Raw genomic sequence first — 26,794 nt, 5'->3', positions numbered from 1 at the left:
GATTGAAAACATGGAAAGTAGTCAATATAACGGATTAGAAGTTGCAATTATAGGTATGTCTGGTAGATTTCCGGGAGCTTCAGATCTGAAGCAGTTTTGGCACAATTTAAAAAATGGTGTTGAATCGCTCACCCGTTTTACGGATGAGCAGCTGAAAAGGGACGGTGTGCCTGATGATCTGCTGAGGCATCCGAGTTACGTCAACGCTAAAGGACTGCTTACCGATTATGATCATTTTGATGCATCGTTTTTCAATTACGTCCCTACAGATGCTGAATTACTTGATCCTCAAATTCGTCTTTTTCATGAGTGTGCCTGGGAGGCATTAGAAGAGGGAGGGTACGCACATTCAGATGCGGATCGATCTATAGGCGTATACGCGGGAGCTTCTTCCAACTTACTGTGGGAGGCAACAGCTTCCCTTGCAGAAAGTGCTCCGGAATCCAAATTATTTGCAGACAGCCAGCTGACGGATAAAGATTTTATATCTACTCGGGTATCATATGCGCTTAATTTGAAAGGACCAAGCTTAACTGTGTATACAGCCTGCTCTACATCATTAGTGACCATTCATATGGCTTGCCAGGCACTGCTAAGCGGGGAATGTCGCATGGCTCTAGCTGGTGGGGTAACGATTTCACTTCCCCAAGAGGGTGGATATTTGTATCAGGAAGGGATGATTCTCTCTCCGGATGGTTATTGCCGAGCTTTTGACCAAGACGCTTCTGGAACAGTAGGGGGAAGTGGTGCAGGAGTCGTACTGCTGAAAAGGCTAGAAGATGCCCTGGAAGATGGAGATCCGATTCATGCTGTGATAAAAGGATCTGCCATTAACAACGACGGTTCTGTTAAATCTGCTTTTAGTGCTCCTAGCATTGAGGAACAGAGTCGAGTGATCCGCACCGCTATGCTCGCAGGTGAGGTTGACGCCTGCAGCATCAGTTATGTAGAAGCTCATGGAACAGGTACTTACATCGGGGATCCGGTTGAACTAGAAGGTCTTCGGCTAGCTTTCGAAGGAGCAATGCCTGCTTCTTGCGGTATCGGTTCCGTTAAATCCAATATTGGACATTTGGATTGTGCTGCTGGCGTGGCAGGGTTAATCAAAACTGTACTTGCTCTCAAGTATAAGACACTACCACCAACACTGCATGTTACCAATCCGAATCCACAATTTGATTGGAAAGAAAGTCCATTCTACGTCAATACAAAAACCAGGCCTTGGAAATCTAGTAATGGGTCGCCGCTGCGAGCGGGAATAAGTTCATTCGGTATTGGCGGTACGAACGCGCACCTTATATTAGAAGAGGCACCCAAAGATCTCGAACAAGATGATTTAACTACAACAGACGCTTCACAACCGTCCATAAGTGGTTATGAACAGAGTTCTTTCTTTTTTCCTCTTTCAGCCAAAACACCGGAAGCACTGCACCAAACGTCATACAGGCTAGCTCGTTTTTTGCAAGAGCATCCATACATTGATCTGAAAGATATTGCTTATACGCTGGTTCATGCAAGAGAAGCGTGGATGCATCGGGCTGGTATCATTTGCTCATCCCGGCTGGAAGCTTTAGAACTGCTTCATGAACTAGCATCTGGAGAGTTAAAGGCTTCGACGGATCAGGCTGCTAACCATATATGGGGTGAGGTAAGAGACAACTGGCTTTCAGGAGCCAGTATTAAAAGAGATTATGGTTATCTTTTAACTGGAAAAATATTACATATTCCAACATATCCTTTCCAGCGAACACAATTCAATCGGCAGCTTGAGGTCTACAAGGAACTAACAAGGAATGGAACAGGTTTAGTGGATAAGTCTGGCAGCCATTCAGATGGATTAGTTCCATCCGTAGTGAAGCAAGAAATACAAAAATCATCCGACTTGTCCACTTGGATATATATACCGAGCTGGTCGAGAACATTTAAACTTGCTGATGTATTGGATAAAGAAACCGAAGAGAATCTGAAGGAAAACCTGTGGATCATCATGCCTGATTCTTATGGTATTGCGAAACATCTTAGAGCTTTACTTGAGGAACACAAAGCTGAAGTGCTGTATGTAGATCATGATCTAGACTTGAAAATCATTGAGAATAATAACAAACCGCTAAAAGTCATTTATTTGCAAGCTGTTCATCAGCAGGAAGTCGATCTTACGCAGAAGCAGTTCAAGTCATTACAGAAGCAAGGTTCATACCGATTCTTGGGATATATTCGCAAACTCATCGAATACGCTGGAGACCTTGAATTAGATGTTATTTCAGTTACGAATGGTGTTCAGCTTGTAACAGGTGCAGAGTCTATAAATCCTGGCCAATCGCCAATTCACGGACTTTCTTTAGTTGTTCAACAGGAACATCCAAATGTAACATGTACTGTAATTGATTTTGAAGAAACAGTGCCTAGTGAAGATACAGCGTTATATGCCTGTTCCGTACTGCAAGAAGCAGTGCGTTCTAAACATCATTTTGAACCGTTTATTGCTTTCCGTTATCGTTATCGCTGGATCGCACAGTATGTACCAGCCTCATTACCCGTTGAAAATAAAGAAACATATGGTGCATGGAAAGATAAAGTATGGTGCATCACAGGTGGTTTTGGCGGTATCGGTAGAGCAATGGCAGAACATTTCTCCATTCGACATGGGGTTAGGATTGTCCTAATAGGCAGAACCGCCATACCAGATCCATCAACATGGGATAGGACAGAGGAGGATGAGTTGAGTGTGCGAACAACCTCCCTGATACGGTGGGCACGCGGCTTGGAAGAACGTGGTGGACAGATCATGCTCGTAACTGCAGATGCTGCTAAAGAAACCGATCTTACAGCTGCTTTTCATCAGGTCCAGTTAAGATGGGGGGATATTCATGGTGTAATTCATGCCGCGGGATTGACTGGTGGCACAACATTTGAATTGACTTCCAGCTTGAACGAGACACAACTAGAAGAACAGTTCCATGCTAAAGTATACGGAACTATCGAGCTTAAGCGAGTATTGGAAAAACATAATCCTGATTTTTGCGTGATGTTTTCATCGTTATCCGCTGTTCTAGGTGGCATCAGCTATGGAGCATATGCTGCAGGTAATCGCTTTCTTGATGCATACGTCAATTCAGTCTCTCATCACGGTGACAGTCGGTGGATCAGCATTGGCTGGGATGGCTGGAATATAAGTTCAGAAGTTAATGTGGACCAATCAAATGATGCTTACCTTATGGAACCTCATGAAGGAATTGAGGTGCTGGAACGCATATTGCAAAGCACTGAGACGGGTCATCTCATAGTCGCGACTGCAGACTTAATTCAACGAAGAAAACGCTGGGTGACTGCACTGAAGCCAGTAAAAAATGGAGCCTCATCAAAACGGTCCATACGGAAGCTTCCTCGTCCCCTATTGTCGGATTCTTACTGTGAGCCGGAAAATAAATTTCAACGTCAACTCGTCTCACTCTGGGAAGATTTCTTTGGTATTGAACCTATCGGGATTGACGACGATTTCTTTGAACTTGGCGGCGATTCTTTGAAAGGCGCAACCTTAATTACCGCCATGCAAAAAGAGCATGGTATACGTCTTCCTTTAAGCGAGCTTTTCGAGAATTCTACCATTCGAGGTCTCGATCGGGTACTCACCCATATAATTGTACCAAAGCAAGGTGAGTTAATTCATGGGAAACAAGAGACAACTTATCCTCTGTCACCTGCGCAGACTCGGATGTACTTCATGAGCCAGTTTCACGATAAAGATACCAATTACAACATTCCTTCAGCAGTTATCGTTGAAGGAACTTTAAACAAAACACAGGTAGAGTTAGCTCTGCGCAGATTGGTAGAGCGGCATCCTATGCTTCGGTCTAGCTTCCATATGGAGGGAACAGAGCCTGTTCAGAAAGTGCATCATGTGGACGAAGTTTCCATTATTCTTGATTACAGAGAAGCTGAGTTTGAGCTATCGACTGCTAATTTACATGAATTTATTCAACCTTTTGATTTACAATTACCATCACAATTTCGTGCATCTTTGATCCGATTTGATGCAGACCGCCATCTGTTATTCATGGACATGCACCATATTATTTCTGACGGCGTCTCCACGGGGATTTTAATCAGAGAGTTCATTCAACTCTATGATGGCAAAATATTGCCTCTTCCCACTCACCAATACAGCGATTATGTGCACTATGTAAGATCTATTTCGTCTGAGGAGATGAAACAAAAGGAGCAGTACTGGCTAAATCAGTACCAAGGAGAGCTGCCTACACTGAATCTTCCGTTACAACCAGAGCAAGGTTGGATACGGAATGATGAAGGGGGCAAATTCCAGTTTATGTTGGATCGGGATATCGTACAAAAACTTAATGCTATGTCCCTTCAATATCGAGGCACACCGTTTATGACACTGTTAGCCATTTATTATGTTTTCTTGTCTAAGTACTGCAATCAAGAAGACATCGTCATTGGTACTGCATCTGCTGGAAGACAATATGAGCACGCGGATGATATTGTCGGTATGTTCGTCAATACACTGCCATTACGGAATTATCCAACCGGGGATAAACGATTTTTTGATTTCTTGAATGATATCAAATCTAACGTATTACAATCATTTGATCATCAAGAATATCCTTTTGAATTACTTGTTCAAAAGCTAGATTTAACACGCGATCTAGAAAAACAACCTCTTATTGAAACGATGTTTGTGTATCAAAACATTGATTTGCATGTCAAAGCCAATTCGTTAACTTTTACAGGTCTTGACGTACCGAATACAACTTCAAAATATGACCTGATGTTAGAAGCCAAAGAATTGAACGGTGAGATTATTTGTTTGTTCCACTATCGAGCTCAACGATTCTCTGCCGCTTATATGGAACAAATGAGCAATCACTTTATGCATCTCATCGATCAGTGTTTGACGGAACCTGAAAAGAAACTACAACATATGCGGTTAATGAAGCCGCAAGAAGAACGGCTTTTACTGGAATTTACGCACCCACTCCAATGTGAATCAGTGGATAAAGAATTAATCGAGTCTCGATTTGAGGCAATCGCCGAGCAATATCCAGAAAGACTTGCATTGCTTAACGGAGAAGAGTGTGTGTCTTATGATTCATTGAACAAGCAGGCAAATCGTTTGGCGCACACCCTTATTTCAAAACTGCCAGAAAACAAGGAATCTATAGTCGTCATCCTATTAGGACGTTCTAACCGCTGGCTTGTGCCATCCGTATTAGGCACCGTAAAGGCTGGAGCAGCCTATCTGCTCATTGAGCCGGATTTACCGCAAGAACGGATTGCATACATGATCAAGGATAGCGGCGCAGTTCTGGTCATAACTGTCCCTGAGCATGAAGATCGTCTTGTAGAGATAGATACAGAACAACTTATGCTGCAAGCAGAGACACTCTCTCAGCGCACGGATAATCTTCAGTTTGAATCTTCACCAGACCGACTGGCCTATGTCATGTACACATCTGGTACGACGGGTACTCCTAAAGCGGTAATGATTGAAAATCGCAATATTGTCAGAATGGCTATGAAGGAGAACTACCGTCTATTTATCAGAGGAGAACGGGTGCTCCAAACTGCCTCTATCATGTTCGATGCGTTCACCTTGGAGTTATGGGGTACACTGGCAAACGGAGGAGCACTAATCGTATTACATGAACGTGTGATTCAGGATGTTCATTTGTTCGGTGAAGCGGTGTTGAAATATCAAATATCCGATTTGTTCCTGACAACCTCATTATTTAACTACTTAGTGCAGCAGCAGCCTTCTGCTTTTGCTCCACTACAGACTGTCGTTATTGGCGGTGAAGCAGCGTCAGCATATCATGCGGATTTGTTGTATCAGGCATGTCCAAATACGATACTGATCAACGGATACGGCCCAACTGAAAACACAACATTCTCCACTTATTATCAAGTGGAACCCGGTCATACTGGCACTGTACCTATAGGTGTTCCGCTTTTCAGATCCCAAGCCTACGTTGTGGACCCAAAACAGATCGATCAGCTTCAGCCTCTTGGTGTCGAGGGTGAGTTATGTGTGGCTGGAGAAGGCATGGGTCGAGGCTATTTAAATAGACCAGATTTGACAGATCTCAAATTTGTTCTGAATCCATATGCTCCAGGCCAGCTCATGTACCGCACAGGAGACTACGCAAAATGGCAGCCAGATGGAACACTGCAGTTCATCGGACGAATCGACGATCAGGTGAAAGTCAGGGGTTATCGTGTGGAGCTTGAAGAGATACACGCTTGCTTGCTAGAGCATCCTTATATTACAGGTGCAGCAGTAATTCCCGTTGAGAAAGAAGGAGAGCGTGGCAAGGAGATCAGCGCATATTTTACATCTGAGATCATAGGGCTTGAGCGTGAAGAAGTGCGTAAATTTATTGGTGCTAGACTTCCGCGTTATATGGTTCCTACGTTCATCACTCAGCTCGATTCATTACCGCTAACACCAAATGGCAAGCTAAACAAACGGGCTTTACCAGATCCATGGTCAGATGTGCTGGAAAGTGATTCATATCTCCTTGGCCCATCAAGCGATATGGAAAGGCGTTTAGCCCCCATTTTTGAGGAAGTGTTAGAAATAGATGCTGCCGGAAGGAACAGTAATTTTTTTGACTTAGGAGGTCATTCTCTCAAAGCCATGCAGCTCGTAAGCCGTATTCGGTCAGAGTGGGGCATTGAACTGACACTAAAAGATGTGTTTCGACATCCAGTTATGGCTGAACTGGCATCTATCCTCGAAGATAAAGTTCTGAGCGATAAGGAGCAGGGGGAAGTTAAACTCGACAAGATTATTCCTCTTTCTAAACAGACAGCAGATTTTCCACTTTCATCTGCTCAACAAAGATTGTTCATTCTCGAACAGTTTCAGGATATTGGAACGAGTTATAACATGCCATTTGTTTTTCAGCTGGAAGGTAAACTGGATGAGGATCGTGTACAGAACGCTTATAAAGCGATGTTTACTCGGCACCCCATGCTCCGAGCATCTTTTCATATGACAGCAGACGGAAGACCTGTACAAAATATCGTTCCAATGGAAAATATTAGCACTGAAATTGAACGCTGTACCTGTGCACTCTCGGATGAAAAAAAGCTGAGAGAAATAATCGGAAGATTTATTCGGCCATTCGTACTAGAATCTCCACCATTAGTACGTGCAGGGATCGTTCAACTGCTTCCAGACTTGCATCTACTTCTTCTAGATATGCATCATCTGATTTCAGACGGAGTATCCATCAACATTTGGGCCAGAGAGTTCATGCGGCTATACGATGGGACCAATCTGACCGAAACTCAAATGATTCGACTGCAGTATACGGACTACGCAGTCTGGCAGCAGCAGCAGCTGCATTCAGGTGCGTTTGATTCTCATAAGAAGTACTGGCTTGAGCAGCTCGGAGGCACGCTGCCTGTCCTTGATTTACCTACGGATTATTCTCGCCCAATCCTGCGCGATTATGCCGGAAGTCAGCTTCGTTTTGCCCTAGGACCCGTACTGACTGACAAAATGCGAGCGTTCAGCAAAGAACACGGTATTACCTTATATATGTTAACCCTGGCTGCATATGGACTACTGCTGCATAGATATTCAGGTCAGGACGACCTTATTATAGGTACACCTGTTGCAGGAAGAACACATGAGGAGATGCTTGAAGTTATTGGGATGTTCGTTAATACACTGGCAATAAGGTCTCGTCTACACGGGAAACTGACTGTATCTGAATATTTGGAAGAAATAGAAAAGACAGCATTGCAGGCATACGAACACGCTGCGTATCCATTTGAGGAACTCGTTAACGCCCTTAACGTCACCCGGGATACGAGCCGAAATCCTATATTTGATACGATGTTCTCACTGCAGAACATGAGCTCCAACACAATTAGGATTCCAGGTCTGGATTGCAAACCGTATGATTTTGACCCCGGTCAGTCGGGATTTGATCTGTCGTTCCAGTTGTATGAACAAGAGGAGGATCTGGATGTATTTGTTGAATACAGTACTCGTCTTTTTAAAGAAAGCACCATCCAGCTGTTAGGAGAACATTTCACCAGTCTTCTGGAGTGGATCATTCTTCATCCTTCTGCAGAACTCGCTAATGCAGACATGCTGACAAACGAAAAAAAGCAAACCATTCTCAAAGAGTTTAATCCGCAAGTATACGAAATTGAAAATCTTTCTTTCACCTTATCTCATCTTGTGGAGGCTCAGGCTAAAATCTCACCAGAATCGGCTGCTGTTCAGAGCGAAAACGAGCTGCTCACCTATGGCGAGTTAATAGAAAGATCTGGGCTGCTCTCCAGTTATCTCAAAGATTTACGTGTGGCGAAAGGTGACACGGTAGGCATTCTCATGTCTAACAGTGCTGCGATGATTATTTCTTTACTTGCCATTCAGCGCATAGGTGCAGTCTGCATGCCGCTTGATCCTGATTATCCGGAGAAGCGGATCGCATACATGCTGGAAGACGCCGAAGCTGCTCTATTAATTACTAATGAAGAATGTGACATTCCAGCGTTATGGGAAGGACAAACACTCATTCTTAATCATGCACCAGAAGTGGACAAGAAAAGTAACCACTCACGGGCAAGGTATGCAAATTTAGCAAAAAGAGTACAAGCCGCCGGATCTATTCCTCCGGACTGCAGCAAGCCAGATGATATCGTATATAGACTGTATACTTCAGGGACAACTGGTCAGCCCAAAGGGGTTTTGCTTAAACAAAGCCATGTTGTTCATTATATAAGAAGATTTTGCGAAAGCTTTAGCATCGTTCCTGGTGATCGGGTATTACACCACTCTTCCGTATCTTTTGATACGTCTATGGAAGAGATTTATCCTGCGTTAGTCACAGGAGCATCTGTGCATATCGCGGGTAAGGCGGTCGCTCGCCATGTAGAAAGCTTAATTTCATTTGTTGCTGAGCGGGCTATTACCGTCATTTCCGCTTCTCCCGTCATGCTCAGTGAATTGGATCGGCACTTGAAGGAACATCAAGTTCGATTATTCATCTCTGGAGGAGACGTACTTAAGAAACAGCACATTAGTAGGTTGATGCAAAAAGCTGAAGTCTACAATTCATACGGTCCAACAGAAACAACAGTATGTGCTGCATACCACCATTGTAAAGAGAGGGATGACGAAGTCATACCTATCGGTAAGCCTATTCCAGGTTACCGAATATATATTTTGAACCCGTTTGGCCAGCTCCAACCCCCGGGAATTCCAGGAGAGTTATTCATTGCCGGTGCGGGAGTTTCACTAGGGTATGCGGGTAAAGAAACACTAACGGCAGAAAAATTCATTCCAGACCCATTCGAAGGCGGGTGGATGTATCGCACAGGAGATTTGGCGAAGTGGGATGAAATGGGCACATTACATTTTATTGGACGCGTGGATCAACAAGTGAAAATCCGTGGATATCGCGTGGAATTACAGGAAATTGAAACTGCTTTGCTTCAGATTTCAGGTGTACGAGAAGCAGTGGTGTTGGTAAGAAGTGATGAGCGCCATTTTCAGCGGTTACAAGCTTTCTTAGTAACAGATCAAATAGTACCTGGATCAAATATCCGCGAACAATTATTACAAGCATTGCCTGAATATATGATTCCACATCAATTCACTCAACTGGATCATGTTCCACTGACGCAAAATGGCAAAGTGGATCGCCGAAAACTTGAGCAAGAGTTCGCGCTCTTAGAAAATGAAGCCTTAATAGAAGAGCCAGCGAGAACAGCTACAGAGACGGAACTTCAGATTATGCAGATGTGGCAAGAAGTGCTTGAAAGCTCTGAGCTTAGTATCTATGACAACTTCTTTGAAAAAGGTGGTCATTCTCTTCGGGCTACAAGTCTTGCAGTCAAAATTCGGCATGCATTTGGGCTTGATTTTAACATACAGCATGTATTCCAATACCAAACAATTGCTGAAATGTCTTCTTTTCTTGAAACGAATCTAGATACTGCTCAACTAGAAAATATCTCAACTGCACCTCTATCGGATCATTACCCTATTTCTTCTGCGCAAAAGCGAATGCTTCTGCTAAGTGCTGCGGAAGGCAGCAGCATAAGTTACAACATGCCTTTGGTAATGGATGTGTCAGGACCGCTGGATGCCAACCGATGCCGTGAAGCTTTCGAAATCATGGTTCGGAGGCATGACATATTACGGACATCGTTCCATTTTGCTGATGGCGTTCCTGTCCAAGTAATCCATAATCAAACTCCAGTCCATTGGAATGAGTTATGGATATCCGAAGAAATGATCGATCCAGAGATTCAGAAACAAATTCAGCCTTTTAGACTGGATGAACCATCCCAGCTTAAGCTGTGTCTATTTCATATCGAGACAGACCGTGCCATTTTACTTTTTGATATCCATCACATTATTTCTGATGGTGTATCCATTGCTATCTTCATAGAGGAATTCATGGAGTTGTACAGAGGGAATTCACTTCCAGCTGTTCAACTACAGTACAAGGACTTCGCGACATGGCAGCACAAAATGCTTAGCGGAAGTCAGTTAGATCGGCAAAAAGAATACTGGATCAACCAGTTTGACATTGGAGTGCCAGTACTCCAGCTTCCCTACGATTACGCGCGTCCGAAACTGCAAAGTTTTGAAGGCCGTTCTCTATCATTTGCTGTCGATTCCAAGCTGACAGAGCAATTAAAAGAGCTTGCGTTTAATACGGAATCCACCATGTATATGGTCTTGCTCGCAGCATATTACGTTTTACTGTACCGTTATTCTGGCCAGCGAGACATCGTAATAGGCTGCCCTATTGCCGGAAGGCAGCACGAGCAGCTTGAGGACATGCTTGGTATGTTCGTTAACACACTTCCGCTGCGCATACAGTTGGAGGGAGACGTATCGTTTAATGAACTGCTTAAAAATGTTCGGACGCGAACTTTGGAGGCCTATTCCAATCAAGACTACCCGTTCGATGAACTCGTAGATCAATTAGATTACCGCCGGGATTTAAGCCGTAACCCATTGTTTGATACGGTCTTGGTTATGCAGAACATGAAGGAACCTTCATCAATCATTTCAGACCTAGTGTTCAAACCAAGGGATTTTGAAAGGAACAGTACGATGTTTGATATCCGTTTTGAAGTAACGGAAAGTGCCGATGGGCTGCAGTGCACGATGGACTATTGCACCAGTTTGTTCAAGGAAGAAACCATTCGCAGGTTCAGCAGCAACTACTTGCACATATTAAAAGGGTTTGTTCATGATCCATCGTTAAGGCTTGACGAAATCGAACTAGAACATGGCTATACCGTTCGAGAACAGCAGGACTGGCTGGAGAGTATTTCTTTTGATTTCTAACCCATAGGAAACAGGAGAGGGGCAAGTGAATGAATACGCTCGAAAAACACGTACTTTTATCTGATGCAAGGCTGGAAAAGGAAAAGCGATTCTGGCTTGAACAATTTTCTGATTTTACAGAAATGACACGGCTCTCCTTTCAGTCATCCGTTCCACAGAAAGAAGTTGTAGTAAAGCGTTTTTCCTTAAATTCAAAACTTACACAACGTCTCCAGACGGTGAGTAGAGGCTCTGAACATGCCATGTTTATATTGCTGCTCTCAGGGATCAGCTGCCTTTTGCATAGATATACAGGGAAGACCGATGTTACTTTCGGAGTTCCCATCATAGCTAACCCGGATGAGGAGCGAGCTTCGCTAAATACGTTGATGCTCATTCGGGCCAAGCACCAGTCTGGAGAAAATGGGCGACAACTCATTGCACAGATGAAACAATGCATAGTAGATGCGGATCGTCATTCCAATTTTCCTTTTTCCCTTTTGCTCGATATGCTTGGTGTTGATCAAAAAGAAGGCCCTCACTGCAGCATCATCGCAACCATGAAAGGAACGTATGATCCATCGATTGTGGAAGATATTCATTATGATTGCCGTTTCGAGTTCGAGCGTTCTAATGACGAGATAGTTTTACAGTTAAGTTATGCGAGGTCGTCTTATGCCGATTGGTTTATCAGCCAGTTGTTCATTCATTTTGAACGGATATTAGACCAACTGCTCTTTCATCCAGACCAACTGTTGGAATCGTACGAAATACTTGATGAAAACGAGTTGAGTTTACTCGTACCCGCAATAAGTCAGGAAGAGGATCTCAATCTAGTTTCAACAATTCCAACATTATTCGTAAAACAAGTGGAACAGCATCCGGACAAAGTCGCCATTCGATCGGATACCGGGAAGTACACCTACAAGGAATTAGATGACATGGCTAATCGCGTTGCTGTTTATCTAATACAGGAACGCGGTTTACAGCCTGGAGGGCATGTTGGAATTATGATGCATAATTCCGTCTATTCAGTCCTCAGCATCCTTGGCGTTCTCAAAGCAGGTGGAGCTTATGTTCCATTGGATCCTGAACTGCCCCTTGTACGACTAAAAACGATGATGACCGATGCCTGTATTGATACGGTCTTGTCCCTTAAAACTTATCTCAAACAGCTCAATCGCCTGCAATGGGAAGTGTCATTGTTTAAGGCATATCTTTGCCTCGATACAGATCAACTAGATCATGCTGAAGAGTTAGAAAGTGAGTTTATGGATCAGGCTGTATGGAACTTTGTAGCAGACCAGGCTGGTGATGATATTGCTGGCGGTGCATGGGTAAACAGTTATACGCGTCAGGATTTGTCGCGGACAGAAATGGATGAGTACGCGAACAACATCAAGCAAAAGCTGTTACCTTTCATAAACAAAGACACTCGTGTTCTCGAGATTGGTTGTGCATCTGGGATCAGTATGTTTACGCTCGCTCCTCATGTTGGATTTTATTATGGAACGGATCTATCCCAAAGCATGATTGATTTTTGTCAGAAGAGAGTCGAACGAGAAGGCTTTGAACACATTCGATTACGAAGTCTCCCTGCTGATCAGATAGAAACACTTGACGAAGCGCCTTTTGACATCATTGTTCTGAACAGCGTCGTTCAAATTTTTAAAGGGCACCATTATTTGCGGAAGGTACTTCGTTCCGCTCTGAATATGCTCTCAGCAGAAGGCAAAATATTTATCGGCGACGTTATGGACCTTGATAGCAAAGAAGCTTTTTTAGAGGACTTACGGCAATTTGCTCTAACACATCCGGAAGCGAACACGAAAATGGAATTTGATAATGAGTTATTTTTGTCTAGGGAATTTTTCGAGGATATTCATGCGACATATGAGGAGATCACCAGCGTTCGTTTCTCAGATAAGGTGTATACGATTCCTAACGAACTCACCTTGTTTAGGTATGATGTGATCCTTGAAAAAAATGGGCCTTCATTATCCAGCAGACCTAGCAAGTGGAAGCATCAGCATGATCTGAAATGGATCAAAGAACTGCCTGATTCCGCTCCTCAAGTCGATTTTTCGGCAAGCAGCGCTGCATATATTCTTTATACTTCAGGGTCAACTGGAACACCTAAAGGAGTCGTAGTCGAACATCATAATGTGGTTCGTTTACTAAAGACAGCGGCCTCGCTGTTTTCATACAACCATCGTGATGTTTGGTCTATGTTCCATTCCATATCATTCGACTTTTCGGTTTGGGAAATGTTTGGTGCACTGCTCTATGGAGGCGAACTTGTCATTGTACCTCGGGAACTGGCAGCGGACACTCGTCGTTTTGTACCATTTGTGAAAGAGAATCAGGTTACGATGCTGAGCCAGACGCCATCAGCGTTTTATCAATTTGCCCGTGAAGCCGTGCAGAACAATATTCAATTACCATCACTTCAAACGATTGTGTTCGGCGGAGAAGCACTACAACCGACCATGCTTCGTGAATGGAATGTACATTATCCGCAAGTTCAGTTAATCAACATGTATGGCATTACAGAAACAACCGTTCACGTTACTTATAAAGAAATTACTTCTGAGGATATTCATCGTAATGTATCCGATATTGGCAGGGCGCTACCATCCTATCAGGTGTACGTTCTTGATCCATCACAGCGGGTCGTCCCAGCTGGGGTGCCAGGTGAAATGTATGTAGGTGGAAGTGGTGTTGCACGACAATATTTAAATTTGAAGGACTTAACGGAGCAGCGATTCACTTCCATTCCGATGCAGCCTGGTAAAAAAGTGTATCGAACGGGTGATTTGGCACGCTGGAATACAGACGGCACGCTCGAGTATATGGGCAGAATCGACGAACAGGTCAAAATTAGGGGATATCGGTTGGAATCAGGAGAAATTACCGCTGCTCTTTTACAGCATGCAAATGTCGATCAGGCGATTGTCCAAGTGATCGAATCAAAGGACGATAGTAAAGAACTTTGTGTGTACTATACCGTTTCCGGTGTAGTGGGTCCTAAAGAGATCAAAGAATGGCTCTCAAAGAAGCTGCCTAAATATATGATTCCTACTTTTGTCGTTCAAGTGGACAGCATACCTCTTACTCCAAACGGAAAAGTAGATCGAAGAAAACTTCCTGATCCCCGTTTAGACCTGCACCGGGAACAAACATTCCAGCAGCCAATGGGTGATCTTGAGGAAAGTCTGGCTAGCATTTTTGAGGACATCCTTGGCGTATCACGAATAGGAAGATATGACAGCTTTTTTGAGTTAGGTGGTCATTCGCTCAAGGCAACACGTTTAGTATCTCGCGTATACAAGGAGTTAGCTTATGAATTGAATCTCAGGGATATTTTCCGTTTCCCTTCCATTCATGAACTTGCAGTGCATTTGGCTGGGCTGCGTTCCATTCGTGCATTTGAAGGCATTCATCCGGCTGAACCCAGAGAACATTACCCGCTGACTTCAGCGCAAAAAAGGTTGTACATTTTGGAGCAGTTTAGTGACATCGGTACGAGTTATAATATGCCTCTCATCCTTGAGGCAGTGGGGAAGCTTGATGTAGATCGCGTACGGGCATGCTGCTTGCAGTTACTACAACGACATGTTAGCTTACGTACCGCCTTTACCATGATCGAAGATTCTCCTGCTCAAATTGTGTTCGAGTTAAATGAACTGACTCCAGACATCCGTTACATTGAACTGGAGGATGTAAGCAAAACGTCTTTACAAGAACACATTCACGAATTCGTACGTCCTTTTAATTTGAGCCAGCCTCCATTAATGCGGCTTGAAATCATCCGTCTGAACCATGATAAATACATGTTCATGCTGGATATGCATCATCTGATTTCAGATGGTACTTCACTGTACTTGTGGATTAACGAGTTTATGGCTTTATACCGCGGAGAACAGCTTAATCCTCTCCATATCCAGTTCACCGATTATGCTATCTGGCAGCAAGAACAGGGAGAGGATTTACGCGAAAAGCAAAAGAACTATTGGCATAGCCAGCTTGCCGGGGAATTACCTGTACTTCAGCTCCCATACGACCAAGAACGACCGGCAATCCAAGATTTTAGAGGAGATCAACTAACGATACACCTCAGCAGCAATCTTACTCAAAAATTGCATGAAACTTGCCTTCAGAGAGGCGTAACAATGTACATGCTGCTGATGGCAGCCTACCAAATCATGCTGCATAAATACACGGGACAAGAAGACATCATTGTGGGTACGCCGGCAGCAGGTAGAGGACATGTGGATTTGGAACCGATCATTGGCATGTTTGTTAATACCCTGGCTATACGAAGTTTCCCGCGTTCTGATTTGACTTTTGATTCATTTTTGAACGAAGTCAAAAGTGTCTGCCTGGGAGCCTTTGAACATGAAGATTATCCACTGGAACAATTGGTTCAGGATCTTAAAGTTCAGCGTGATTCCAGCCGGAATCCGTTGTTTGATACAATGCTCGCTTTTCAAAATATGGAAAAGGTTACTTTTCGCATGGATAGCCTGGAGATTACAGCTTGTGATTACGAATGGACCTCATCCAAGTTCGACTTGCTCCTTCAAGCTGAAGAAGATGCGGAAAGACTTGTGCTGACATTCGAGTACGCGACTTCCTTGTTTCACAAGGCCACCGTGGAGCGTTTTGGTTCGAGCCTCGTGCGTGTTCTTGAGGAAGTCGTCACCCATCCGGAATTGAAGATTAGAGATATCAGTGTTCTAACTGCACAGGAGATACAAGTAATAGATAGGCAGCTTTCTGGCGAAGACAGAAAAGGCGGACAAGTGAACACGATCTACAGTGCCTTTAGAGAACAGGTACTGCGCACTCCGGACCGAATTGCGATCGTAGAGGAAGAGGTATTTCTTAGCTACCAAGAACTTAGCCAGCGTGTCAATCGACTTGCTAGCGTTATTCGCAAGAAGGGAGTTGGTCATGGATCTGCTGTAGCGATCTGTGGGGAGCGTTCTATTTCATACATTACGGGTGTACTTGCAATCATAAAAGCCGGAGCTGCTTTTGTTCCTATCGATTCAACACTGCCACCAGATCGGATGTTGTACATGCTCCAAGATTCAGACGCAAAGCTTGTAATAGATTGTTCAGGTGAACTCTCGGATATTTCCGAAGTTCCTTTACTTTCTTTAGAGATAAACGATGACGAAGAGTATAACATCGGTTTAGAACCCACCGTCAAACCTGAAGATCCGTTATACATTGTCTACACTTCAGGAACGACAGGTGCACCAAAAGGTGTTCAGTTGGCTCACAGTAATCTGATGAACCTTGTCTTGCATCACCAGCAGCAATCCACAATTCAAATGGATGGCAGAGTGCTTCACGCATCGTCTATTGGATTTGATGTCTGTTATCAGGAAATGTTTGTAACACTTCTTAGCGGCGGGGAACTTGTGATCGCACCGGAACAGGTCAAAACAACACCTGACCTGTTGTTAAAATTTATCCGGAAGCATGAAGTCAAAACATTATTTTTACCGACAGCATATTTCAACTTCCTCGCTGGGGAAGCAGATATGGTTAACGACCTACTGGGGGGAACACTTCAGCACATTGTAGTCGCTGGTGAAGCGCTGGTATTATCAGCCCCGTTCAGATCAGCCTATCAGCAAAGCAAAGTTATATTACACAATCACTATGGCCCATCTGAAACTCATGTAGTAACAACTATTGCCCTCGGCAAAGATGAGGGGTTGCAAGAACGACCGACCATTGGAAAGCCGATTAACAATGTACGTTGTTACATTTTAGATCAACAGAAGCAATTCGTTCCAATTGGTGTCGCAGGAGAATTATACATTTCGGGAGCATCTGTCGGACAAGGGTACGTCAATCAGCCAGAGCTGACTGCGCAGCAGTTCACACAAGATCTTTATCAAGATGGGGTGGTAATGTATCGAACAGGAGATCTTGCCAAATTATTACCTACTGGAGAGATTCAACTGATTGGCAGGACAGATCATCAGGTTAAAATTAGAGGCTATCGGATAGAGCCAGGAGAGATTACTGCATCTTTGCTTCAGCAAGAAGGAATTCGTCAAGCAGCAGCAATCGTAAAAACCGATCCACATGGAGGTAAGGAACTGCTTGCTTTCTACGTGGCAGAAAAGGAGATTGAGCATTCGGATGTATCGTTGTTTCTTGCTAAGCGTTTACCTTCGTACATGATGCCTGCTCATTTGATCCGGCTTGAAACCATTCCGCTTACCCGAAACGGAAAAGTGGACTATAAGGCATTGTCAGCCGCTTCTGCTCCTACTTTGATAAGCGAGTCATATGAAGCACCAACGATGGAGATTGAACTGAAAATAAGCGAATTGTTTAAACATGCTCTTGGCAAAAATCATCTCGGAAGACATTCGGATTTCTTTGCCGAGGGTGGTCATTCATTGAAAGCAATGAAATTAGTAGCAGACATTCGTAAACAATTGAGCGTAGAGATAACCCTGAAGGATATTTTCCTATATCCGACAGTGCAATTACTTGCAAATTACGTCAGTGGATTGGATGGAGCTGAAGCAGCCGCGTCTATTGTTAAGACAGATCGTCTCCATGGATACCCGCTAACTTCTGCTCAAAAAAGACTCTACATTCTCGATCAATATGAAGGAATTAGCACGACGTACCACTTGTCTTCTTCGCTGCTTGTAGAAGGTAAGCTTGATCTAGAACGAGTCCAATTCGTCTATCAGGCCCTCCTTAAGCGGCATGAAAGTTTACGTACTTCTTTCCATATGGAAGACGAAGAAACAATTCAAATCGTGAATGATGTCGAGGACATCGTTCTGTGGTACCGAGATGCAGAAGGAGTAGAGGAGGGCGTATTAAATGAATTAGTGAACTCCTTCATTTGTCCATTTGATCTTCATACGGCCCCGTTAATGAGACTCGGAGTTATTCGGCTGGATAAGGAAAAACATATTCTTCTTATGGATATGCATCATATTGTGTCAGATGGCACATCCATCGGCATTTTGATTGAAGAGTTTCTTGCACTTTATCGTGGAGAACAGCTTCCATCAGTACAGGTTACGTTTAAAGATTTTGCAGTTTGGCAAGAAGATCAGCTAAAGTCAGAACAAACGATTTCAAAAGAAACGTTTTGGACGAATCATCTATCAGGAGAGCTGCCGGTACTCCAATTACCTACAGACTTTCCAAGACCTATCCACCAAAAATTCGAAGGTGAGTTAACATTTCTAGAATTGGATCAGGACTTATTACTAGAATTACGCAAGCTTACCCAAAAAACAAATTCGACTCTTTACATGATCATGCTTTCCGCCTTTTATATTCTGATGCACAAATATTCGGGTGATGAGGACATTATTGTCGGCGTTCCTGTAGCCGGTAGATCACATGCGGACGCGGCCCGCGTTGTTGGCATGTTGGTCAATACATTACCTGTCCGCACCCGCCCAGAACACAATAAAACATTCACAGCCTATTTGCATGAAGTGAAGCAGATTTTGTTAGATGCATTCGAACATCAGGATTACCCGCTAGAGCGTATGATGGAAAAATTGGAATTCGCTGCAGATCCAACTCGAAATCCATTGTTCTCTGTTACTTTCGACTTTCAAAACATGCATATGCCAGCAATGAACCTGGAGGGTATGAAAATTACTAGTTGGGATAGCAGCCACACTAGTTCTAAGTTTGATATATCTGTGTCTGTTTCCGAACAAGAACATGGCGTTCGATGCTTAGTTGAGTATGCAACTTCTCTCTTTAGTCGAGAAACCGTCGATCGGATGATGGCGCATTACCGTGAAATATTGCTTTCTATTATTCATTCGGAAGATACTCTGATTGGGAAATTGGGAAGCATGCCGCTGAACGAAAGAGAGTTGATTTTGGATAATTTCAATCAAAGCAGTAAGGAAATCTACTCCGATGAATGGATACATGTCACCTTTGAACGCCTGGCTGATTGTCAGCCATCCGCTACAGCTATTGTTATGGGAGAAATGCATTTAAGTTATGGCGAATTAAATTCGCATGCGAATCAATTAGCTTATACCTTAATGGAGCAAGGTATTGGGCACAATCAAGTCGTTGCTGTATATATGGACTCTTCTATTAATACTGTCGTATCCATTATCGCCATTTTAAAAGCGGGAGCGGCCTATCTCCCTGTGGATCCAGAGTATCCTCTAGACAGAGTGCACTTTATTCTTGAGGACAGCGAGGCGAAAATGGTCATTACTGATGCTGATCATGCCAAAATGACAGGAAACGTACCTGCCATGATTTACGATTTTGCAGCGAATGTGGATCTATGGGAAATGAGAATCAACAATCCAAACGTTCTGCTTGAGCCAAGCCATCTCGCTTATGTCATCTATACTTCGGGTTCAACAGGAAAACCGAAGGGAGTGAAAATTCCTCACCGAGGACTGTGCAGCTTATCTGAGTTGTGTACTGACAACCTTGAAATTAGACCATCAGATAAGATATCGCAGATAGCGAGCATTGCTTTTGATATGGCTGCATTCGAAATAATTGCCGCTTTGTCTACCGGTGCCCAGTTACACCTTGTACCAAGAAAGGTTGCAGCGAATCCAGAGAAATTGACAGAATTACTAAACGAAAGCGGCATTTCCGTCATGTTTATGACGCCTTCACATCTGGCTTATTTAAATCCAGCTCATCTCCATTCCGTACGCCTCGCAGCCACTGGAGGAGAAGCTATTTCTAAACATGAATATGAACGCTGGCAGAAATTTGAATATGCTAATCTTTACGGACCTACGGAAGCAACAATTCTTGCGACGGCATGGAGGCCTGAGCCGGGAGGTCTCAACGGAATGCAGGTTCCAATTGGCAAACCGGTCGCAGGGAGAAAGATTTACATTCTTAATGAATCACTCGAATTACAGCCGATTGGTGTTGAAGGAGAATTATACATCGGTGGCGAGGGCATCGCGGCAGGTTATGTTGGACTAGAGGAAGTAAATAAGAAACACTTCATAGCCGATCCTTTCTCACCTGGCCAAAAAATGTACAAAACAGGCGACAAGGGCCGCTGGCTTATGGACGGTAACATTGAGTTTAAGGGGCGAGCCGATCATCAAGTCAAAATACGAGGTTACCGAATCGAAACCGGGGAAATTGAGCTTGCTCTTTTACAGCACTCATTCGTCCATGAAGCTGTTGTCATTGTAAAAACCATGACAGATCAGGAGCCTTATTTATGTGCTTTTATCGTAGAAAGCGAGCCTGTTGATTCCAATGTGTTAAGAAGATTTTTATCCGACCGCATACCTCACTATATGCTGCCAGCAAAAATTGTAAAGCTATCGCATCTGCCTGTGACTTTAAATGGCAAGCTGGATAGAAAACAACTTGAAAGTTTCGACATCTCATTAGTGGACGAAACCAATTATATTCAGCCAAGAACGGAAATGGAGCAAGGGCTTGCTGATCTTTGGAAAAAATACTTGAATGCTGAAAGGATCGGTATTCGCGATAATTTCTTTGAGATGGGTGGACAGTCTTTAATTGCAACCAGAATACTTACCGAAATCACTCGCGATTGGGGACTAACAATTTCTTTAAGACACCTGTATCAGTATCAGACCATTGAAGAACTAGCACATTTCATGGAGGGGGAAACAAAACTTGATACCAACGGTGAGCAGCCATAACGTACAGCTGTTTTGCATTCCTCACGCTGCTGGCTCTGCAAGCATGTACGTGGAATGGAAGAATCGACTGCCAAAAAGCGTAGAGCTTGTTCCGCTAGAGCTTGCTGGAAGAGGTCGTAAATTTAATCAACCGTTATATAACGACTTCGAAGAAGCTGCGGCTGATTTATATAATGAGCTCATTCAGATGCAGTCTGGTCAACCTTATGCCATATTTGGACACAGCATGGGCAGTCTACTCGGATACGAGTTGGCTATGCGAGCTCAAGAGAATGGACACCCGCCACATGTGCTTTTTCTAGCAGGACAAAATCCTCCTCATCATTTTCGTGGCGTTTCACGCTATTCCGCCATGTCTGATGATGAGCTCTGGTCTTTCCTGCTAGAAGGAAGTCAAACGCCTTGGGATGAGCATGAGCATGGACAGCAGATTCGAGAGATGTATCTCCCTATACTCAAAGCTGATCTGCGTTTATGTGACACCTACCACCATATAAAGGGTCGAAAGAAATACGGAAGCCAGCTCGTTGTTATGAACGGTGCGAAAGATTCGTCTGTCGTGGCAGAAGAAAAAGAATGGCATGAATTAGTGGATATATCTTGTATGCATGAGATGTTTCCTGGCGGGCACTATTTCGTTTATGAAGACCAGGAACACGTAATAGAAACCGTTGTTCACTATCTTAAGGGGGTTATCTAACTGTTTCTAACAATGATGAAATCCAAAATTCATAAAGCAACCGTGACGGAAGCCAATCTCAACTATGTTGGCAGCATTACGATCGATCGTGATTTGATGGATAGAGCGAACCTCCTAGAGAACGAGAAAGTTCAAGTCGTTAACAATAACAACGGGGCCCGACTGGAGACATATATCATTGCAGGTGAACGTGGATCTGGCGTCATCTGCCTAAATGGGGCTGCAGCCCGGCTCGTACAAGTGGGAGACATCGTCATTATTATTTCTTATGGGCTAATGAATGCAGAAGAGGCCGCTGGCCATGTACCTCATGTTGTACTTGTAGATTCGTCCAATCGAGTATCCCAGATATTATCTGGCGAAAAACACGGTCAAATCGTATAAATCTGTATTAAGCATACCTTGCACTTGATTTTATAAAGAAGGAGACCTTTCATGAACAATAAGCAGGCTTCCAAAACAGATGAAACTTTCCAATTGGTGCATCCCCAGAAACGCGTTAGCTCCATGGAATCATTGTTCCCCGGCTCCCCCATGCATAACATCGGAGGAGTAATCCGCATTCAGGGCGCCTTTAAACCGGAATTAATGGAAGAAGTCATTCGATTGTTTATACGTCATCATGAAGGCATAAGAGTGCAGCTTGTACAACAAGACGGTGAGCTGCAGCAATTTGTTGCTGAAGAACCTTCTGCTGATCAGTGCATTGCAGCATTAGTAAACTTCTCGAATCAGCCTAACCCAGAAGACCGCTTCAAGGAATGGGTTGAAGAGCAGGCAAGCACACCGTTCCAGCTCCTGAATGCTCCACTTTATACCTTTTCACTGTGTATCATTCGAGAGGGGGTCAGTGCACTCCTGATTAAATTGCACCACGTGGTTGCGGATGGTTGGTCGACAGCACTCCTTACAGACCAGCTATGGATGTTATATGAGCGAATAGAGAAGTCCATAAACAAGGGGACCGAGTCAGAACCTCCTGTTCTGTTAGGGTCCCGACTTCAGGATGCTATTGAACAGGAAGATCGTTATAAACGTTCTCCTAGATTTAAGCAAGATCGGGAGTACTGGCTGGACAAATTCGAAGATACGTCGGACATTGCTCCCTTGTCCGTTTCAGAATTACGTGGAAAACGAAAATCCTTTGTGATGGACAATGAGTTATCTGAAGCAATCCGAGATTTCTCGAAACAAACATCCTTGTCAGTCAATCTTTTGTTTGTAGCCGTATATTTTGCTTACCTTCATCGTGTTGAAGGTAAGCAAAAAATTACGATAGCCATGCCTTTATTGAATCGGAACGGTGCTGTTCAGAAAAAAACATTTGGTATGTTTACGAGCACCATGCCTTTACGCATGGAGATACAAGGAAACTGGACTTTTTTAGAATTGATCCAACATATTCAAGATGAGATGAAACAATGCTATAAACACCACCGTTACCCTTATGATCTATTGCTGCAGGACTTACGAAATAGGGGATTTGAACAAGCTGCTCTTTTCGATACGTCTATTAATTACTATAATACTCGGCATACGATTGAAGTCATGGATTTATCTATTCAAAATACTGAGTTTTACAGTGGAGAACAATGGTACGCCTTACAATGGATTATCCGTGACTGGTCGTCCGATCCAGCACTAACTCTGGATATGGATTACCAAGTTGATGTGTATTCCGATGAGGAAATTGAGCAGATGTACATTATCGCTAGTCGTTTGCTGAGACAGGGAATGAACGAACCCAATATTCCTGTCTGTCAGCTAAGTTTACTTTCTTCACAGGAAGTGAATTGGCAGCTGTACGAATATAACGATACCGCACACAACTATAATCGTGAAACGATAATAACGCAGCTTATAGAAAATCAGGTTTGCCTTACTCCTGAAAAAACGGCAGTGAGCTTTGGAAAAGTCAGTCTAACCTATGCAGAGCTGGACAATCTGGCGAACAAAGTAAGGGATCTCCTACGATCTAAGGGAATGGGTAGCGGACATGTCATTGGAATTTATATGAATCACTCCATTGAAACGGTTGCATTTATTCTTGGGGTACTCAAATCCGGAGCTGCTTATCTCCCAATGGATCAATCGGCACCTTTTGATCGGCTTTCCTTCATGGCTGTGGATGCGAGTGTAAGCATCATTGTAACGGATCGGACCGAGCGTTTTCCGTATGAAGGCGAGTGGATTGAATCTCAGACCTTATGGTATGAAGGTAATGAAAATGTATATCAAGAAGCGGTTCGAAGCAGCTCCACAGCCGATGATCTGGCCTATATTATCTACACTTCAGGTTCTACAGGACAACCTAAAGGAACGCTAGTAGGGCACCGTTCACTAGTAAACTATATTGGGTGGGCAGCTAGAATGTACACGGACGGGAAGCAAGATGCTTTTGCTCTTTATTCCTCTCTCGCATTTGATCTGACGGTCACTTCCATTTTCACTCCACTCATATGTGGTGGAAGCATCGTGATTTATCCAGACGACGGAATCGAGCATCCGTTATATCAAATTGTAAGAGAAAATAAAGTAACGGTTCTCAAGCTTACGCCATCTCACCTATCCTTGCTTAAAGACATGGACTTACGTAACTGTACCATTAAATCTTTAATTGTCGGTGGGGAAGATTTCAAAGTGGCCACGGCAGCAGCAATCGATCGGGCATGGGGCGGGCGAGTTTCTATACACAACGAATATGGACCTACCGAAGCTACAGTAGGCTGCATGATCTATACGTACGATAAATTAAAGGATCTCGAAGGATCTCTACCTATTGGAGTCCCGGCCGACAATGTGCAAATCTACGTGCTCGACGAACATCTCCGGCTTCTTCCAAGAGGGAAAATAGGTGAGATTTATATAGCTGGTGACGGACTTGCTCTGGGGTATTTGAACCGAGCGGAAGCAACGTCGACAAGCTTCCTACCTCATCCCTTCGAAACCGGAAAACGAATTTACAAAACAGGTGATAGGGGACGTTTCCGAGAAGACGGACTTCTTGAATATAAAAACCGTCTCGATAATCAGCTTAGCATCCGTGGATATCGTATAGAACCTGGTGAAGTTGAACACATAATCTTATCACATCCTTCCGTGAGTGAAGCAGCGGTAGCAGCCGTTTCAATTCAGGGAAGCACACAGCAATTATGTGCATATGTCATCTTAAACCAGGAAGAAACTCCAGAGAACATTCAGACGTTTTTAGCACAGCAACTGCCATCTTATATGGTTCCGCACCACTATGTATACCTTGATCAACTGCCTATGACACGAAACGGCAAGCTAGATAAAGCGAGCCTTCCATCTCCAATAATCTCCACATCAAATCAAGCTGGACATCTTGATGAATTATCTGAAAACAATTCGGGGTACACATCGCTGTTAACCGTGCTGGCTGACGTATTACAATTATCACATATCGCTTATGACACACACTTCTATCACATGGGAGGAGACTCCATTAAAGCGATTCAGGTCTCTTCATATTTACGTGAACAAGGTTATCTACTTACAGCTAACGACATCTTATCTAATCCCGTCGTAACCGATATGGCAAGGCTCATTCAAAAATTAAATCTGCAGCAGGAGGAGGAGCCCTGCAGCGGCCCGCTGCCAGACACTCCTATGCTTTCTTGGTTTAATACACTTGAACTTGATTGCCCTCAGCAGTATCATCAGCGCATTATTCTAAAAGTAAAACGAAATCTTTCCGCCTTAGAGATCGGTACCCTGCTTAATCAGTTGTATGATTACCATGATATATTCCGCATCAATAAGGTGAAAGGATCTGCGAGTTTCTTTTATAACGATTTCCCTCGGCCGGCTGAACATCTCGTGTATGAATTAGGTGAGGCAGCTCAATCGCCGGATGACATCTACAACAGAATGCTGGAAAAAGTGGACCGTATTGAAAAGCAGCTCGACTTGGAAAACGATAGGTTAATCCAGTCTATTCTGTTTTGTCGAGACAGCCAACCCCTTTATCTTATCTTGACTGCCCATCATGTCATTATGGACGGAGTGTCTTGGCGAATTCTATTGGAAGATATTAATCATGCTGCAAAACAGTCTCGAAAAGGAGAAGAGGCAAGATTTCTGCACAAGACCACTTCGTATCTCCGTTGGGCAGAATCATTACACTACCTGAAATCATCTTTCTATGACCAGGAGCAGTCATATTGGAATGAAATCATATGTAAAGTAATACCTTTTTTCAGTCCGAGTGCAGAAGGATTTAACGATTCAAGTGACGATGTGGAAAACGAATCAACTGTCGAGACGCATTATATTGAGATTCCTGAAGACATCACCTCCAGCTTGCTTGGAACCTCTAACCAAGCATACAACACGAGAACGATTGAACTTATTCTAGCAGGCTTATTTGCTGCGATAAGAGAGGTTACAGGAAAGTCGGCCGTAAGCCTTGATTTAGAAGGGAACGGGCGAGAAGCTTTGCCACAAGGAGGAGATAAAAAGATAAATACTATCGATTTATCAAGATCCATCGGTTGGTTTACTAGTCTTTATCCCTTTGTCCTTTCTGAAATACCTGCTTCATGGGGTGACCTAATCATAAAAGTGAAAGAACAACTTCGAAGAGTACCGCGAGGCGGTGTTGGTTATGGAGTCCTGAAATATATCCACCGGTCAATGCCAGACGCCCCGAACAATGATTTTATCTTTAATTATTTAGGGGAGTTTACAGAAAGAAATAACCAAGCAGACTTTAGCCTGGTGAATTCAATTCATGCACTGACTGCTTCACAAAGTAGTGGGCGTCATAAAGTAGAAATTAATGGCGGTATTTTTGATCACAGATTAAGGTTCGAAGCACGTATTGTCCATGTATCGCTGGCCGAAAAGAAGCAGGTTAAATTGATTATGGATCGTTTTTACGCTTCATTGCTGGAGATCACGCAGCATTGTTCGGTCCAGCATACAAAGGAATTTACTCCCTCTGACTTTGAAAGCGTCGATTTAACGCAAGACGAACTGGATAGTATTTTTTCCTAACTTCAGCGTCAGTAAACTAAAGGAGCGGAGTATGCGGATACGAAGAGGAGCACGTATAAG

The 26,794-nt window shown here is 43.6% G+C and carries 5 protein-coding genes; all 5 read left to right on the top strand.

Translation table 11 applies throughout. The annotated features are described in order from the left end of the window. Positions 1–10: 10 nt before the first annotated feature. From ABXS70_RS10490 to ABXS70_RS10470, 5 genes are read left to right on the top strand one after another with little or no spacing between them, the layout of a single operon-like run. Entirely contained in the window at positions 11–11,347 is an 11,337-nt protein-coding gene (locus tag ABXS70_RS10490) for an amino acid adenylation domain-containing protein (protein ID WP_366295643.1), read from the top strand. 29 nt (positions 11,348–11,376) lie between these two features. Then, positions 11,377–21,015, top strand: coding sequence for an amino acid adenylation domain-containing protein (locus ABXS70_RS10485; RefSeq protein ID WP_366295641.1), 9,639 nt, complete (start codon positions 11,377–11,379; stop codon positions 21,013–21,015). After that, positions 21,002–21,715, top strand: a complete 714-nt coding sequence (locus tag ABXS70_RS10480) for an alpha/beta fold hydrolase (RefSeq protein ID WP_366296606.1) — start codon at positions 21,002–21,004, stop codon at positions 21,713–21,715. The genes ABXS70_RS10485 and ABXS70_RS10480 overlap by 14 nt, the downstream gene beginning before the upstream one ends. Next, positions 21,716–22,099, top strand: a complete 384-nt coding sequence (gene panD / locus ABXS70_RS10475; RefSeq protein WP_342556348.1) for an aspartate 1-decarboxylase — start codon at positions 21,716–21,718, stop codon at positions 22,097–22,099. 51 nt (positions 22,100–22,150) lie between these two features. Further along, complete coding sequence (locus ABXS70_RS10470) at positions 22,151–26,734, top strand: amino acid adenylation domain-containing protein (protein WP_366295639.1); 4,584 nt, start codon at positions 22,151–22,153, stop codon at positions 26,732–26,734. The last annotated feature ends 60 nt before the right edge of the window (positions 26,735–26,794 follow it).

It is taken from the genome of Paenibacillus sp. AN1007, from assembly GCF_040702995.1.
GTDB lineage: Bacteria > Bacillota > Bacilli > Paenibacillales > Paenibacillaceae > Paenibacillus.
Note: the sequence above shows the minus strand (reverse complement) of the source record. Positions and strands in the feature narration are given on the sequence as shown.

What these genes read in the sequence shown, in the direction of transcription:
- ABXS70_RS10485 (WP_366295641.1), top strand. Translation starts at nt 11,377, where the DNA reads ATGAATACGCTCGAAAAACACGTACTTTTATCTGATGCAAGGCTGGAA.
- ABXS70_RS10470 (WP_366295639.1), top strand. Translation starts at nt 22,151, where the DNA reads ATGAACAATAAGCAGGCTTCCAAAACAGATGAAACTTTCCAATTGGTG.
- ABXS70_RS10490 (WP_366295643.1), top strand. Translation starts at nt 11, where the DNA reads ATGGAAAGTAGTCAATATAACGGATTAGAAGTTGCAATTATAGGTATG.